Source organism: Bradyrhizobium ivorense, from assembly GCF_900696085.1.
Lineage (GTDB): Bacteria > Pseudomonadota > Alphaproteobacteria > Rhizobiales > Xanthobacteraceae > Bradyrhizobium > Bradyrhizobium ivorense.
The window spans coordinates 1-14,915 of sequence record NZ_CAADFC020000023.1; the positions used below are offsets into that span (position 1 = coordinate 1).

The 14,915-nt window shown below is 64.9% G+C and carries 9 protein-coding genes and 1 tRNA gene; 4 read left to right on the top strand and 6 right to left on the bottom strand.

The annotated features are described in order from the left end of the window. The first annotated feature begins 183 nt into the window (after positions 1 to 183). From CI41S_RS28670 to CI41S_RS28680, 3 genes are all read left to right on the top strand, one after another. Positions 184 to 3,585: an SdrD B-like domain-containing protein gene (locus tag CI41S_RS28670; RefSeq protein WP_430650050.1), complete on the top strand. Its 3,402-nt coding sequence runs from the start codon at positions 184 to 186 to the stop codon at positions 3,583 to 3,585. A 129-nt stretch (positions 3,586 to 3,714) separates the two neighbouring features. After that, on the top strand, positions 3,715 to 5,415 hold the full coding sequence (locus CI41S_RS28675) for a type I secretion system permease/ATPase (protein WP_244626724.1): 1,701 nt from the start codon (positions 3,715 to 3,717) through the stop codon (positions 5,413 to 5,415). Between the two features lie 9 nt (positions 5,416 to 5,424). Beyond that, positions 5,425 to 6,792, top strand: a complete 1,368-nt coding sequence (locus CI41S_RS28680; RefSeq protein WP_139862630.1) for an HlyD family type I secretion periplasmic adaptor subunit — start codon at positions 5,425 to 5,427, stop codon at positions 6,790 to 6,792. A gap of 238 nt (positions 6,793 to 7,030) precedes the next feature. Here the strand turns inward: CI41S_RS28680 and CI41S_RS28685 are convergent, their stop codons facing one another. From CI41S_RS28685 to CI41S_RS28705, 6 genes are all read right to left on the bottom strand, one after another. Then, entirely contained in the window at positions 7,031 to 8,578 is a 1,548-nt protein-coding gene (locus tag CI41S_RS28685) for a glycosyltransferase family protein (RefSeq protein WP_139862631.1), read from the bottom strand. Between the two features lie 120 nt (positions 8,579 to 8,698). After that, positions 8,699 to 9,823, bottom strand: a complete 1,125-nt coding sequence (locus CI41S_RS28690) for a hypothetical protein (RefSeq protein ID WP_139862632.1) — start codon at positions 9,821 to 9,823, stop codon at positions 8,699 to 8,701. A gap of 187 nt (positions 9,824 to 10,010) precedes the next feature. Further along, a complete protein-coding gene (locus CI41S_RS28695) occupies positions 10,011 to 10,277 on the bottom strand; it encodes a hypothetical protein (protein WP_139862633.1) in 267 nt (88 codons plus the stop codon). Continuing rightward, positions 10,270 to 10,431, bottom strand: coding sequence for a hypothetical protein (locus tag CI41S_RS43735; protein ID WP_172628230.1), 162 nt, complete (start codon positions 10,429 to 10,431; stop codon positions 10,270 to 10,272). Before CI41S_RS43735 ends, CI41S_RS28695 begins: the two co-directional genes overlap by 8 nt. Positions 10,432 to 10,676: 245 nt before the next feature. Beyond that, positions 10,677 to 10,769: transfer RNA gene (locus tag CI41S_RS28700), tRNA-Ser, on the bottom strand. 254 nt (positions 10,770 to 11,023) lie between these two features. Next, positions 11,024 to 13,528 (bottom strand): lytic transglycosylase domain-containing protein, encoded by a 2,505-nt coding sequence (locus CI41S_RS28705; protein ID WP_172628238.1) that lies wholly within the window; start codon positions 13,526 to 13,528, stop codon positions 11,024 to 11,026. 441 nt (positions 13,529 to 13,969) lie between these two features. Between CI41S_RS28705 and dapA the strand changes: the two genes are divergently transcribed. Next, on the top strand, positions 13,970 to 14,860 hold the full coding sequence (gene dapA / locus CI41S_RS28710) for a 4-hydroxy-tetrahydrodipicolinate synthase (RefSeq protein WP_139862634.1): 891 nt from the start codon (positions 13,970 to 13,972) through the stop codon (positions 14,858 to 14,860). The last annotated feature ends 55 nt before the right edge of the window (positions 14,861 to 14,915 follow it).

Genomic DNA, 14,915 nt, shown 5'->3' on the forward strand with positions numbered 1-14,915 from the left:
GACTCGCCGTTCAAGACCACCACGACCGCGGCCGACGGCACCTGGTCGTTCAGCAACCTCGATCCCGGCAAGTACATTGTCGAGGAGGTGCTGAGCGGCGGCTATGTCACCAAGGACAATGTCGACGTCGCGATCACGCTGGCGTCGGGCGAGACCCACGGGGTCGATGAAGGCACCACCTTCATGAACTACAAGCCGGCCTCGGTGAACGGCATCAAGCTGCTGGATGCGGACGCCGACGGCGTGCACGACGCCGGCGAGAACACCCCGATCTCGGGCATCACCATCAACCTGTACAAGGATCTGAACGGCGACGGCGTGCTGCAAGCCGACGAGCGCGACGGCGTGCTCGACAACGACAGCCAGGACTCGCCATTCAAGACCACGACCACCGCGGCCGACGGCACCTGGTCCTTCAGCAACCTCGATCCCGGCAAGTACATCGTCGAGGAGGTGCTGAGCGGCGGCTATGTCACCAAGGACAATGTCGACGTCGCCATCACGCTGGCCTCGGGCGAGACCCACGGGGTCGATGCCGGTACCACCTTCATGAACTACAAGCCGGCCTCGGTGAACGGCATCAAGTTGCTCGATGCGGACGCCGACGGCGTTCACGACGCCGGCGAGAACACGCCGATCTCCGGGATCACCATCAACCTGTACAAGGACCTCAATGGCGACGGCGTGCTGCAGGCCGACGAGCGCGACGGCGTGCTCGACAACGATAGCCAGGACTCGCCGTTCAAGACCACGACGACGGCGGCCGACGGCACCTGGTCGTTCAGCAACCTCGATCCCGGCAAGTACATCGTCGAGGAAGTGCTGAGTGGCGGCTATGTCACCAAGGACAATGTCGACGTCGCCATCACGCTGGCCTCCGGCGAGACCCATGGGGTCGATGAAGGCACCACCTTCATGAACTACAAGGCGGCTTCGATCAACGGCATCAAGCTGCTCGACGCTGACGCCGACGGCGTTCACGACGCCGGCGAGAACACGCCGATCTCGGGAATCACGATCAACCTATATAAGGATTTGAACGGCGACGGCGTGCTGCAGGCCGACGAGCGCGACGGCGTCCTTGACAGTGATACGGAAGATTCCCCGTTCAAGACCACGACGACGGCGGCTGACGGCACCTGGTCGTTCAACGGCCTCGATCCCGGCAAGTACATTGTCGAAGAGGTGCTGAGCGGCGGCTATGTGACCAAGGACAACGTCGACGTCGCCATCACGCTGGCCTCGGGCGAGACCCACGGGGTCGATGAAGGCACCACCTTCATGAACTACAAGCNGGCGTCGGTGAACGGCATCAAGCTGCTCGATGCCGATGCCGACGGCGTGCATGATGCCGGCGAGAACACGCCGATCTCCGGGATCACCATCAACCTGTACAAGGATTTGAACGGCGACGGCGTGCTGCAAGCCGACGAGCGCGACGGCGTGCTCGACAACGACACCCAGGACTCGCCGTTCAAGACCACGACGACCGCGGCCGACGGCACCTGGTCGTTCAGCAACCTCGACCCCGGCAANTACATCGTCGAGGAAGTGCTGAGTGGCGGCTATGTCACCAAGGACAATGTCGACGTCGCCATCACCCTGGCCTCGGGGGAAACCCACGGGGTCGATGAAGGCACGACCTTCATGAACTACAAGCCGGCCTCGGTGAACGGCATCAAGCTGCTCGATGCGGACGCCGACGGCGTCAAGGATGCCGGCGAGAACACGCCGATCGCCGGGATCACCATCAATCTGTACAAGGACTTGAANGGCGACGGCGTGCTGCAGGCCGACGAGCGCGACGGCGTGCTCGACAACGACAGCCAGGACTCGCCGTTCAAGACCACGACGACCGCGGCCGACGGCACCTGGTCGTTCANCAACCTCGACCCCGGCAAGTACATTGTCGAGGAGGTGCTGAGCGGTGGCTACGTCACCAAGGACAATGTCGACGTCGCCATCACGCTGGCTTCGGGCGAGACCCACGGGGTCGATGAAGGCACCACCTTCATGAACTACAAGCCGGCCTCGGTGAACGGCATCAAGCTGCTGGACCTCGATGCGGACGGCGTCAAGGATGCCGGTGAGAACACCCCGATCGCGGGGATCACGATCAACCTGTACAAGGACCTCAACGGCGACGGCATCCTGCAGGACGACGAGCGCGACGGCGTGATCGACAACGATGCCCAGGACTCGCCGTTCAAGACCACGACGACGGCAGCCAACGGTACCTGGTCGTTCACCGGTCTCGATCCCGGCAAATACCTCGTCCAGGAGGTGCTGAGCGGCGGCTATCTGTCGGCGGACAAGACGACGATCGCCCTGACCCTCGCGTCCGGGGAATCCCACGGCGTCGATGCCGACACCACCTTCATGAACTACCTCAACGGCTCGATCCACGGCTTTAAGTTCGAGGACGTGAACGCAGATGGTGTGTACGACGCGGATGGCGCCGACAACATCGCGAACACCGCCGACGATGAGAAGCCGATGGCCGGTGTCACCATCCAGTTGCAGGGTGATATTGACGGTAACGGGACCCAGGACACTATTACCACCACGACCGGTGCCGACGGCAAGTTCTCATTCCTGAACCTGCATCCGGGCATCTACACGGTCACCGAGCTGTTCACCGACGGCGGCCAGACCTGGGCGGCAACCGTCGATCACAACAATGACGGGATCGGCGACAATACGACGACGGTCACCATCCAGAGCGGCGAAGAACTGGTGGCCTTCGCGGGCGATGCCGGCCTCGGGGCCAGCGATCCGCAACATGAGGTCGTGGTCGGCGATGACCTGTTCTTCGGCAACCATGCGGTCGGGGCAGTCGGGCTTACGCCCGGCTTCTGGTGCAACCATCTCTACGTCTGGGACGGCATCGCCAACAACGGACCTTCGGACGGGCAGGGCCGGTTCCTTGCCGACAAGCTTGCCGCCGGCGGCACGATCGAGCAGGCAGACATACTCAACCTGCTGCCCAATCATTCCGACGCGAACAGCAACTTCGTCGACGTCGACAATGACGGCAAGAAGGACCTGGTATTCGAGGGTTCGAATGGTAAGTGCCTCGTCATCGAGTGGGATGACGCGCAGGAGGTCGTTTGTGGTTCCAATGGCACCGGCGGCGACAAGCTCGGTGACTTCGCTCGCTATGCGGTCACGACTTTGCTGAACGATGTCGGTGTGCCGGACTTCAACGCACCGGCCGGTCTCCTGACCGATATCGCCGATTGGCTGATCAAGTACGGCGGCACCAAGACGGACACTCTGAGTACGGGTGGGACGACTTGCGAGGTGTTGCAATACAACAACGCGGGCGAGCCCGGGAAGGACGGCTTTACCAAGGTCGTCAAGGCCAGCAGTGCTGCGTGGCAAGTTGGAGAATCCGACGACGGCATCCCGTCCGGCAGCGATATCTTTGCCGCGATGAATGCGCTCACCGATTCAGCTGGCAGTAAGCAGCTCGCGGTGTCGCAGAATCAGTCGATGGTTCTGCTCGGCGTCAACAATGGAGACTATCTCGGTGTCATCGACGCCTGGATCAACAAGGACAGCAGCTACGTGAATCTCGTCTGATTGACGCTGGCTTTCTTCGGACCAAGGCGCCGGCCGGGTAAACGGAGTACCTGGCCGGGTGCCGCGGGCGCAGTGGTAAAGTTTTTCGTTGGAGGGGCGGGTATCCTGCCGGATTGAGTGAGCGTACCGTTGAAGAGGCCGGACGAACTCCGGCAGTTGGTGCAGACCTGCCAAGGATATTTCCTGACCGCCGGGACCTTTAGCCTCGCGATCAACCTGCTGTACCTGGCCGGCCCTCTCTATATGTTGCAGGTCTACGACCGCGTGATCTCGAGCGCCAGCGAGATCACGCTGTTGATGCTCACCATCGCGCTGCTGCTGGCCTTCATGGCGCTCGCCGGGCTCGACGCGGTTCGCGCGCGGGTGCTGACCCGCGCCAGCATCCGGCTCGATCGTAAGATCGCCGCGCGGGTGATGACGGCGATCATCGATCGCTCGGCCGCTGCAGGCGGCGCCCGCAGCCAGGCGCTGCGGGACTTCGATACATTCCGCCAGTTCGTGACCGGCACCGGAATCCACGCAATCTTCGATCTGCCGTGGGCCCCGATCTACATCGCCGTGATCTTCGTGCTGCATCCCGCGCTGGGCGCCTTTGCGCTCGGCGGCTCGATCATCCTGGTGCTGATGGCGCTGCTCAGCGAATGGCTGGTGCGGCTGCCGCTGACGGAATCGAACGAGGCCGCCGCGCGCAGCTACAGCTTCACCGAAATGAGCCTGCGCAACACGGAAGTCGTGCGCGCGATGGGCATGACCAGGGGCTTGCTGCGGCGCTGGCGTCGCGATCGCGACCGGATGCTGGAGCGGCAGGTGGCCGCGAGCGACCGCGCCGCTACCGTCCAGAGCCTGATCCGGTTCCTGCGGCTCGCCATGCAATCGTTGATCCTGGGCCTCGGCGCCTATCTCGTTATCGAGCGGCTCACGACCGTCGGCTCGATGTTTGCCGCCAGCATCCTGCTGGGCCGTGCCTTGCAGCCGGTCGAGCAGATCGTTGGCTCGTGGCGCAGCCTGGTGTCGGCGCGGACTGCATTCCTGCGCATTCAGGAGCTTCTCACCGCCGATCCCGTCCGCGAGACCGGGCTTACCCTGCCGAGACCCAAGGGCCGGCTGTCGGTCGAGGCACTCACTTTTGTGCCGTATGGCAGCTCCAAGCCGATCCTGCGCGGCGTGACCTTCGCGATCGAGGCGGGAGAGGTGCTCGGCGTCATCGGCCCCTCCGGCGCGGGCAAGTCGACGCTGGCGCGTCACCTCGTTGGCGTGTTGACGCCGTCGGCCGGGGCGGTGCGCCTCGACGGCGCCGACGTGTCGACCTGGGTCAGGAAGGCGGTCGGCGACCATGTCGGCTATCTGCCTCAGGACATCGAGCTGTTCGCAGACACCGTTGCCGCCAATATCAGCCGCTTTGATGCGAGCTGCGACACTGAGGTGATCCACGCTGCCCAGCTCGCCGGTGTCCACGAGATGATCGTGCGGCTCCAGAGCGGCTACGACACCCAGGTCGGAGAGGGCGGGGCGATCCTGTCAGGGGGCTTCCGACAGCGCATCGGCCTGGCTCGCGCCGTCTACGGCAATCCGAGCTTCGTCGTCCTCGATGAGCCCAGCTCAAATCTCGATGCTGAAGGCGACAACGCGCTGGCCGATTGCATCGTGCAACTGAAGAAGCGCGGCACCACCGTCGTCATCATCTCGCACCGGCCGGCAACCATCAGCGTCGTCGACAAGATCCTCGTCCTCCGGGAGGGGACCGCCGAGATGTTCGGACCGCGTCTTGAGATCATGTCGCGTCTGACCCGCCCCGTGCCTGTGCACGCGGTGCAAAGCGCTGGCAGTTAGGCGGATCCCATGGACTTGGCCATTCTCGAAGGGAATCTCAGGAAGCTCCTCTCACTTGCCGCGCCCGCGCCGGCCCCCGCACGCGGAGCACTCAGCGATTCGATCGAGCACGTGGCGCTCGCCGGCTGGATCATGATCGCGGTCTTCTTCGGCGGCATCGGCACCTGGGCGGCAACCGCTCCGCTCAACGGCGCCGTGGTGGCGAATGCCGTCGTCAAGGTCGACGGCAACCGCAAGAGCGTCCAGCATCTGGACGGCGGCATCGTTAAGGAGCTGCACGTCAAGGAAGGCGACCAGGTTGGCGCCGGCGACCTGCTCATCGTGCTCGACGAGACCCAGGCGCGTGCGGAATTCGAGGTTCTCACCCAGCAACACGTCGTGCTCCGCGCGACGGAGGTTCGCCTTCTGACCGAGCTCGATCGCGGATCCAGGCTGACGATGCCTCTCGACCTCAAGGCCCGCTCCGAGGATCCGTATTTCAAGAGCGTGTGGAACGGGCAGGTCAGCCAGCTCGAGAGCCGTCTGGCGGCAATCGCGGGACAACGCAGCGTCATTCGCGAAAAGATCAACCAGCTTGGCTCGCAGATCGTCGGAGCCGAGGCGCAGGTCAAGGCATTCACCGATCAGGTCACGTCCGTTCACCGCGAGGCAAAGGATATCGCGCCGCTGGTTGAGCGGGGCCTGATCGCGCGCCCCCGCATCCTGCAGCTGGAGCGCACCGCGTATGGCCTCGAAGGCCAGATCGCCGATGCCAATGCCGGCATCGCCAAGGCGCGTCAGGCCATCGCCGAGCAGGAGCAGCAGATGGCCCAGCTCGACAACGACCGCATGACCGAGGTCACGCGGGATTTACGCGATACCCAGGCCAAGATCCTGGAGGTGATCCCGAAGGCGATGAATGCCAAGGCGGTGCTGGGCCGGATGGAGATTCGTGCGCCCTACAGCGGGCGCGTGGTCGGACTCAACGTGTTCTCGGTTGGCGGCGTCATCCAGCGCGGCGACAAGATCCTGGATATCGTGCCGCTCCAGGACGGATTGACGATCGAGGCCCAGGTCGCGGTGGAGGATATCAGCGACGTGCATCCAAACACCCGCGCGGAGGTGCATCTCACCGCCTACAAGCAGCGCATCGTGCCGATCATCCACGGCGACGTCACTCAGGTCTCGGCGGACCGGCTGACGGATCCCAAGACCAACAATCCCTACTACACCGCCTTCGTGCGGGTCGATCAGGACGAACTCGCGGCGATGCCGAACATTCGCCTCTACCCGGGCATGCCGGCAACGGTGATGATCCCGACCGTGCAGCGCACCGCGCTCGAATACATCGCCGGGCCGCTGATCATGTCGTTCAACCATTCGTTCCGGCAGAGATAGCGCACGGGACGTGGTACCGGTGCTAGAGCATGATGGGATTAGATTGAGCTGTAGCGGCATCGGAAGTTTACCTCTCCCTTGGGAGAGGTCGGCGCGCAGCGCCGGGTGAGGGGTTACGGTCTCTCGTGAGAGCTGCGGCCCCTCACCCGATTTGCTAACGCAAATCGACCTCTCCCCGTCGGGGAGAGGTGGACCGAAGCCGCGGCCATACCGATCAACCTACATCATCGCGCGCTAGCTAGTGGCCGATGCGCAAGATCACGTCATTGACGGCAAAACGCGACGCCACGGATGCGTCGCAACTGCCGCTGCGTGCATAGATGCAGGCATCGGCGTCACCCACGGGGGCGCAACTGCGCTTTGAATAGTTCGCCGGAAGATCACCCGCCGCCGCCGGCCGTGCGATGATGCGGTTGAACGCCGGGCTGGTCGCCTCGGTCAGCGCCGTCAGACGTCCTTCCGTCAACGGGTCTCTCGGATGCAGCAGATAGAGCGGCGCTGAACCGGCCAGTCGCTGTTGTCCGGGGAATGCCTGGAAGCGAATGGCGTACAATGCAAGACCGCAGCGCTGCGGATCGTCGCGCAACTCTGCCGCAAGACGCGCCGCGCCGATACCGCGCGTCCAGTATTCGCGGATGTCCGGGGCGGCGACGGCAACCCCCAGCGAGAGCAGGAGCCACCCGCCGGCGATCACCGGGAACGCCCAGGGCCGCCACCTGCGCCGCGCCCGCAGCGCCTGCAGCCAATCAGCCGATCCCAGCGCGGCCAGGATGATGAACAGCGCCGTCGACAGGAAGATGAAGCGGTCTTCCTTGTGGGCAATCAGGCTGTGAAAGACGAGGTTGACCAATGCCACGTCCAGCAGCAATGGTGCACGCCGCCGGCCGCGCCAGATCGCCGCCAGCGGAAGCACGATCGCCCACGACCAGAACATCAAAAAGTTTTCGAAGTAAGCAAGCGGCGGCGTCGCGCCGAATTCCGCTGCGCGATGTTGCACCAGGTTCTGTTCGATATTTGCGACCAGCCAGCCAAACGGCACGGCGCCGTGCGCAGCATCGATTGCAGCCCCGATCAGCAGTGCGACGAGCCCGCCGGCAACCAGCGGAATCAGATTTCGCCAGTACGATCTGCACGCGCCGACGACAAGGATGGCGATGGCCGGCGCATATTGGAAGCGGCAGACGAAAGCGAGGCCAAGCAGGGCACCGGCGGTGACAAGGCGGTTTCGCGAGGGACGATCGGTCAGCAGCAACGCCGCTGGCATGATCAGGGCGGTCGCCAAGGGTTCGCCCAAGGTGCGCGGCGCGAATATGATGAACTCGAACCAGATCGCGGCGACATAGGCGGCGATGACGGCATGGATTCGCGATACCCGCGCACCAAAGCACCAGGCGCTGATCACGATCGACAGCGACGCGCACACGGCAACCAGACGCGGCACCACGAAGGCGGCCTCGCCGCCGGGCGCGATCCAGTCGCCAAAGGCGACCGGTCCGGCCAACAGGGTCGGCAAAAACCAGCCGCGAATCCCTTCGCGCCACTCCCACGTGACGATGCTGTCGTGGCCGAGCATCCGCCAGGCCGGCTCGAGATACTGGAAGACCTCGTCGGGGTAGACGACGTTGGGCCAGAACGCGGCTGGAATCCGTATCGCCAGCGCCAGCACCACCAGAGCGATCAGCGGATGCAATGATCCGGCCGAAACACCGGCCGCGCGTGCACGGCCGGGCGCGGCACTGGCGCGCGTTCCGGTCACTGTGCCGTCGATCGTGTCGTGCAGCAGCATGCCGCGAACATAGCGCCCAGGCCCTTAAGATACCATAAGAGGACAGCCGCCTGCGGATGGTCGCTCCCCGGCTACAGGGAAATCAGCTTCGCTGCGAGCAACAGAATCGGCTTCGGCCGTTTAGTTCGGCAGCAGCACGGCATCGACGCGGCGGCTGTTTCGCGTGCTGATGATGATCGCGCCGTTGCGGGTCGCAAATCTTGCACCGACCAGTCGCGGCACTTTTTCGGTCAGCGAGGAGGGCAGTGGAATCATTCCGCCGGTGACGGGATCGCCGACCTTGGTTGTCACCGCAGCGGCACCCGCTGACGGGGCGGCCTTGATGTACTCCCTGATCAGCTGGATCTCGTCGCGCGACAGGCCGAGCATCGCCTGCTCGCCGCCGCTCTCGGACGCCTTCCTTTCAGCCTCGGCCTTGGCTTGTTGCGCTTCTTCCTGTTGGGCGGCCTCGCGGCGCGCGGCCTCGCTCTGCTCGAGCTTTGCCAGTCGCTCCCGCAGCGGCGCCTGCTCGCGGCGCAGCGCGGCGAGATCGGCCTTCAGCGAGGAGATCTGACCAAAGGCAATCGCCGCACCGACGCAGGCGATGATCGAAAGCGCGCTGAGGAAGGCCAGAGCCAGGCCGGTTTTTCCGGCCCTGCCTTCGACGTTCCGATCCGGAATATCGGCGATGGCGCGCCGCCGCCGCGCGCGGGCTGTTCCGGGCATCACCTTGCCGAACAGTCCGGCGAGAGCGGATAGCCGGGACTCGTTCCGGCTATCCGGCTGCACGGAGCCGAACGCCGGCGGGAGGACGATCGGGGCATCCCGCGCCGGTGGATCGGGCGCAGGCGGCGAAGGGCCCGCGTGCGACGTGACGCGATTGCCGTGGTCGTGGTCTGTGATCGGGGGGAGCTCAAGATCGATGATCTCGGGCTGTTCAACGATGGCCGCACGGCGCGTGCTGGTGGCAGCGGTGTCCAACGGTCCGGATCGGCGCTCGTCGCGTTGCTTTTCGATGCCGGCGGCCTCGAGCGAGCGCAACAGCGAGAGGCCGGTGTCGGTAATCTGCAGGCCGGCAGGATTGATCGAGGCCCAGCCGGACTGGAAAACATCGGCATTGCCGAGCTGCTCGGCTGATCGATCCAGTTGCGTGGCGGCATCGCCCGCCGCGATCATGCGCTTGACTTCGCGGCTGACCTCTTCAACCGGGATCCGTTGCTCGGGCCTTGCGGCAAGCACAGTCAGGATCGCCAAATTGAATCTCATGCGGCGTTCTCTCGATGCCCCGTCGGCGTGCTGCGGGCCGTGCCGGGCAGGGCGCAGCAGATACGCGGTGCCGGCCTAGGCGCGTCAACCGGAGAGTCGGCCGATTGTAGCTGCTCGTGTACGGGCAAACAATCCGGCGGCCCACGCGAGGCCGACGAGGGAGATCGTTCGCGGACCGCGGGCGTGCTCAAAGGAAATCCCGCAGCCTCGACAGCTCGACGATGTGTTCCGGCGACAGGATATCGCCGACCAGCGGTGCCTGCGGCGTGGTGCGGATTTCATAGAGGTGTCGAGACCGCTCCGGCTTGGCCATGAAGTCGCGGATGCATTCATCCAGCGTTCCCTCGGCAACCATGTATGGCGTACGATCCTCGCGTCGCAGATTGCCGAGCGAGGGCCATTTGTAGAGACGTGCGGCAGCCTCGAAGTTGAGCTGTGATAAGTCGTCAGACATGGGACATCGCAAGCTGGCGATCATCGCGCGGAGCGGCGGCGGGTCGCAGATGCGCTGGCCGGCATCCGATCGCGGGCAACCAGTTGGAGACGGCGAGCCGTCCCATCACGAGGATGAAGGTGGCCACAAGCCTGGCCAGGCGATCATCTGCCAAATTGCAACTCCAATAAGCATTCGCAAACGCAATGAATGAACTCGGGCACCGGGCAATTCGGCGCAGCATCGCCTGAGCGCCAGCGGCCGGACCGACCTGCAATCGGCCGGGCCGGCGACCATGATGAACGCATCTTATTACCAAAGCCCACACCTGCATTGCGTTGCGCAGCAGCCGGAGCGCTGCCCGACCTGCGGCAAACGCCGGTCATTCAAAAGGCTAGCTAAGCTATTGAAAATACAGAATGGCGGAGAGGGAGGGATTCGAACCCTCGATACAGCTTGAGACCGTATGACGCTTTAGCAAAGCGTTGCCTTCAGCCACTCGGCCACCTCTCCGGTGCGAGCCTTATGCATCGATTTTGTCGGCACGGTCAATTTGGAAGGGCGTGTTTGTGCTCGATTATTCTCAGTGATGTTGCAGTGGTGGGCCCTCAGATCGGTTTGCGTCTAGACCGAGAACGGATCGTCAGAAGAACGGACGCGGAACAACGGCCTTTGGCCTGTTCTAAAAGGAGGGTTCCGCGCACGGCAATTGCCGTCGGCTCGCTCAAGCTATTGATTTGACTTGAAGAAATTGGGCCGCCGCCGGCTCATTCCACGCTGGCGCCGCGGCGCAGGTCGGCCTCGATCTGCAGCTTGGTGCCGCCGCCGAAGCGCGCACGGTAGACCTGCAGGTTCTCCATGATCCGCTGCACGTAGTTCCGCGTTTCCGAGAAGGGAATCAGCTCGACCCAGTCGACCGCGTCGACCTTGGGGTCGCGCGGGTCGCCGTAGCGGTCGATCCACTTCTTCACGCTGCCGCGGCCGGCATTGTAGGCGGCGAAGGTCAGGATGTAGGAGCCGCGATAATCCTCGAGCAGGCCGCCGAGCTCGGCGGCGCCGAGCATCGCGTTGTAGACCGGATCGGTCTTCATCCGGTTGAGGTCGAAGCCGATGCCGGCGCGCTTGCAGACGTAGCGGCCGGCCTCCGGCGTCACCTGCATCAGGCCGTAGGCCTGGGCCGGCGACACCACCGCCGGATTGAACGCGCTCTCCTGGCGCGCGATCGCATAGACGATGCTGCGCTCGACCTCCGGCCCGACCTGGGTGAAGGACGGAATGCCGTTGATCGGGTAGGCGTAGTGGTCGAACGGCAGCCCGCGATTGAGCGCGGCTTTGCCCATCAGCAGCATGCCGCGGGCATCGCCGTGGCGCGCGGTCAGCTCGCCGAGGCCGGCCAGCGCCTCCGGATCGCCATTGTCGCCGAGGTCGCCGAAGATCGGGATCGCAAGCTCGCGCGCGCCGATCTCATAGAGCAGCCCCACCGCGCGCACGATCTCGAGCCGCTCGGCGCCGCGGCCGCGCGGCACGCCGTTGAGCTCGATCTGCGGCAGGCCGAGCTTGGCGCGCGCCAGCTGGCCGTAATAGCTGGTCGATTGCTCGGCGGCGCGGGAGTAGGCGGCACGGGCCTCCTGGCCGCGGCCGGCGGCCTCGGCGGCGCGGCCCTGCCAGTAGCCGGCACGCGCCAGCGCGGTCGGGTTGGCGCTGCCGACGCCGATCCGGGCGAAGTGCTGCGAGGCCAGCGCGGGATCGTTGAGGAAGCGCAGCGCGATCCAGCCCGAGGTGAATTCCTGCTCGGTCTTGTAGATGTCGCGGGCCGGCAGCGCCGCGTCGCGCGCGATCAGATAGGCGGTGCGGTACTCGCCGGTGTCGATCATCTTGCGGGCGAGCAGGCGCCGCTCGATCCACCATTCGTCGACATTGAAGAGGCGGGCGGCTTCTTTCGGCGCGCTCAGCATCAGCTGCGCGGCCTCGGTGAATTTCTCCTCGCGGCGGAGCAGCTGGATCTTGGCGAAGATATAGCCGGTGTCGCTCGAGAGCTCGTGCGGCACCGCTTCCAGCAGCGCACGTAAATTGCCGCCCTTGCGGTTGGCGGCGGCGCGCGCCTTCGCCAGCGCCACGTAGCCCGAGCCGAGGCGCTTGGCGGCTCGCATGCCGGCGGCCTCGTTGTCGGTGCCGTAGAGCATGGTCTCCATGCGCGCCTTGTGGTCGCCGCCGGTCAGGAACGAGCCGAACAGATCGAGCGCGGTGGTCTCGGTGTCCTCGCTCATCGGGTCGTTGCGCCAGGCCTCGCGCACCAGGCGCTCGGCATTGGCGCGGTCGCCGCGGCCGATCATCGCCTTGGCCAGCGCCAGCCGGCCCTTGGCCGAGACCGGGGATTCACTCTGGAACCAGGTCCAGACCGCGGAATCGTCGCGGCGGTCATCCCACAGCGCGGCCTCGATACGGCGGCGGAGGAAGGTCTGCGACGGCCAGCTCGGGTTGGCGTCCAGGAAACTCTTGTAGCGCTCGACCGAGGCGCCATTGTCCTCGCTGCGCAGGATCAGCCACTCCGCAAGCTTGCGCGCGACCGGATCGGACATCGAGGCTTCCACCTCGGTGGCATCGGCGGCCTTGCGCTTGCGCAACAGCTCGACGACGTTCTCGAGCGCATCCTTGTCCGCCTGTGGCGTCGACGAGGTCGCGGCGACTGCCGCGGGCGTGACCGGCTTGCGCACGGCCGGCGCGGCGTGCTGGCGGGTGGCGGGCACCAAAGCGGGCGCGATGGCGGTCGCTGGAGCCGGCTTGTGCGACACCGTTCCGGTGGCCTTGGGAGCTGTTGCCTTGGCGGCATCGGTTTTGGCGGTGCCGGCCTTGGAAGCGCTAACCTTGGGAGCGCCAGCCGTATCGCTCGTCTTGGCGTCGCTAGGCTTGGGAGCGCCCATCTTCGGAACGCTGGACTTGGCATCGCCAGGCTTGGCAGCCGTCGTCTTTGCAGCGCCGGGCTTGGAAGCCTCGTTCTTGGAAGCGTCGAGCTTGGAAGCGTCGGTCTTGGGGGCGGTCGTCTTTGCAGCGGTCGTCTTGGCTGGCGTAGTCTTGGCTGCAGCATCCTTGGCTGGTGCGTCCTTGCCCTTCGCATTCTTGGCCGGAGCACCTTTGGCTGCGGCGTCCTTGGCGACCGCGCCGTGCGCAGCCGGCTTCGCTGCTGGAACCTCCTCGGCGGCCCAGGCGCCGGCCGCGATCACGGCAACACCGAGCACGAGCGCCAGGCTCGTTGCCAGCGCTGTCGATCGCAATGTGCCTGCGCGGGCGGAGTGGATCACGAAGGTCCCCTGCGGCGCCGAATCATCCGGTCGTTCGCGCCATCCGTTCTTATTTGAATGAATGTGTGCACAAAATACTAAAGCGTCGGTGGTGCGGCTGTTTGCGCCAGCACCACGGCAAAATCGCGGCTGCCCAATTTCGGCCCGCAGCGGATCTCGGCCCGTGTCGAGAAAGCGCGTGAAAACAAGGCTCTAGGAGCCTCTGTTGTGACCCGGCCGGAACCGCTTCAGGTGCTGAAATGAGGTCGCTGGGAATAGGTACGGTGCGGCCCTTTCACAGCTCGGCCAGACCCGGTATGAATTGCCTTTCATGGTGATTTCGCGCGGGCCGGCCGTCGGTTACGCGGACGAGGAGCACGCCGAAGCGAAGGTCCATCGACCTAGCCTGAAGCCCGAAGCGTTTGGAGGAAGTCCATGGCAGCCAAAACAAAATTCCGGGGGTCATTCACCGCATTGGTGACGCCCTTCAAGAACGGCGCGGTGGATGAGGCGGCTTTTCGCAGCCTCGTGAACTGGCAGATCGCCGAGGGCACGCATGGCCTCGTCCCGGTCGGCACCACCGGCGAGAGCCCGACGCTGAGCCATGACGAGCACAAGCGGGTGGTCGAGTGGTGTATCGCGGAGGCCAAGGGCCGGGTGCCCGTGATCGCCGGCGCCGGCTCCAATTCGACCAAGGAAGCCATCGAGCTCGCCGAGCACGCCGAGAAGGCGGGCGCGACCGCGGTGCTGGTGGTGACGCCGTACTACAACAAGCCGACCCAGGAAGGCCTGTACCAGCACTTCAAGGCGATCAACGATGCGATCGGCATTCCGATCATCATCTACAACATCCCGCCGCGCTCGGTGATCGACATGTCGGTCGACACCATGAAGCGGCTGTTCGAGTTGAAGAACATCGCCGGCGTCAAGGACGCGACCGCGAGCATGGTGCGGGTCTCGCAGCAGCGCGCGGCGATGGGCGAGGACTTCAACCAGCTGTCGGGCGAGGATGCGACCATCATCGGCTACATGGCGCATGGCGGCCATGGCTGCATCTCGGTGACCTCGAACGTCGCGCCGCGGCTGTGCTCGGAGTTCCAAATCGCCTGGCAGAAGGGCGACGTCGCCACCGCGCTGAAGATCCACGACAAGCTGATGCCGCTGCACACCAACCTGTTCATCGAGAGCAATCCGGCACCGGTCAAATACGCGATGTCGCTGCTCGGCAAGCTCGACGAGAAGCTGCGCCTGCCCATGGTGCCGGTTGCCGAATCGACCCGCGCGGCGGTGCGCAGCGCCATGGTGCATGCCGGCCTGATCAACTGAGGCCGGCCGGCGCCGCCGCCGGCGCGACAGCGCGTAACGTCGAACAGTAGGGGAT

What these genes read in the sequence shown, in the direction of transcription:
- CI41S_RS28685 (WP_139862631.1), bottom strand. Translation starts at nt 8,578, where the DNA reads ATGCTGCTGCACGACACGATCGACGGCACAGTGACCGGAACGCGCGCC.
- CI41S_RS28695 (WP_139862633.1), bottom strand. Translation starts at nt 10,277, where the DNA reads ATGTCTGACGACTTATCACAGCTCAACTTCGAGGCTGCCGCACGTCTC.
- CI41S_RS28690 (WP_139862632.1), bottom strand. Translation starts at nt 9,823, where the DNA reads ATGAGATTCAATTTGGCGATCCTGACTGTGCTTGCCGCAAGGCCCGAG.
- CI41S_RS28680 (WP_139862630.1), top strand. Translation starts at nt 5,425, where the DNA reads ATGGACTTGGCCATTCTCGAAGGGAATCTCAGGAAGCTCCTCTCACTT.
- dapA (WP_139862634.1), top strand. Translation starts at nt 13,970, where the DNA reads ATGGCAGCCAAAACAAAATTCCGGGGGTCATTCACCGCATTGGTGACG.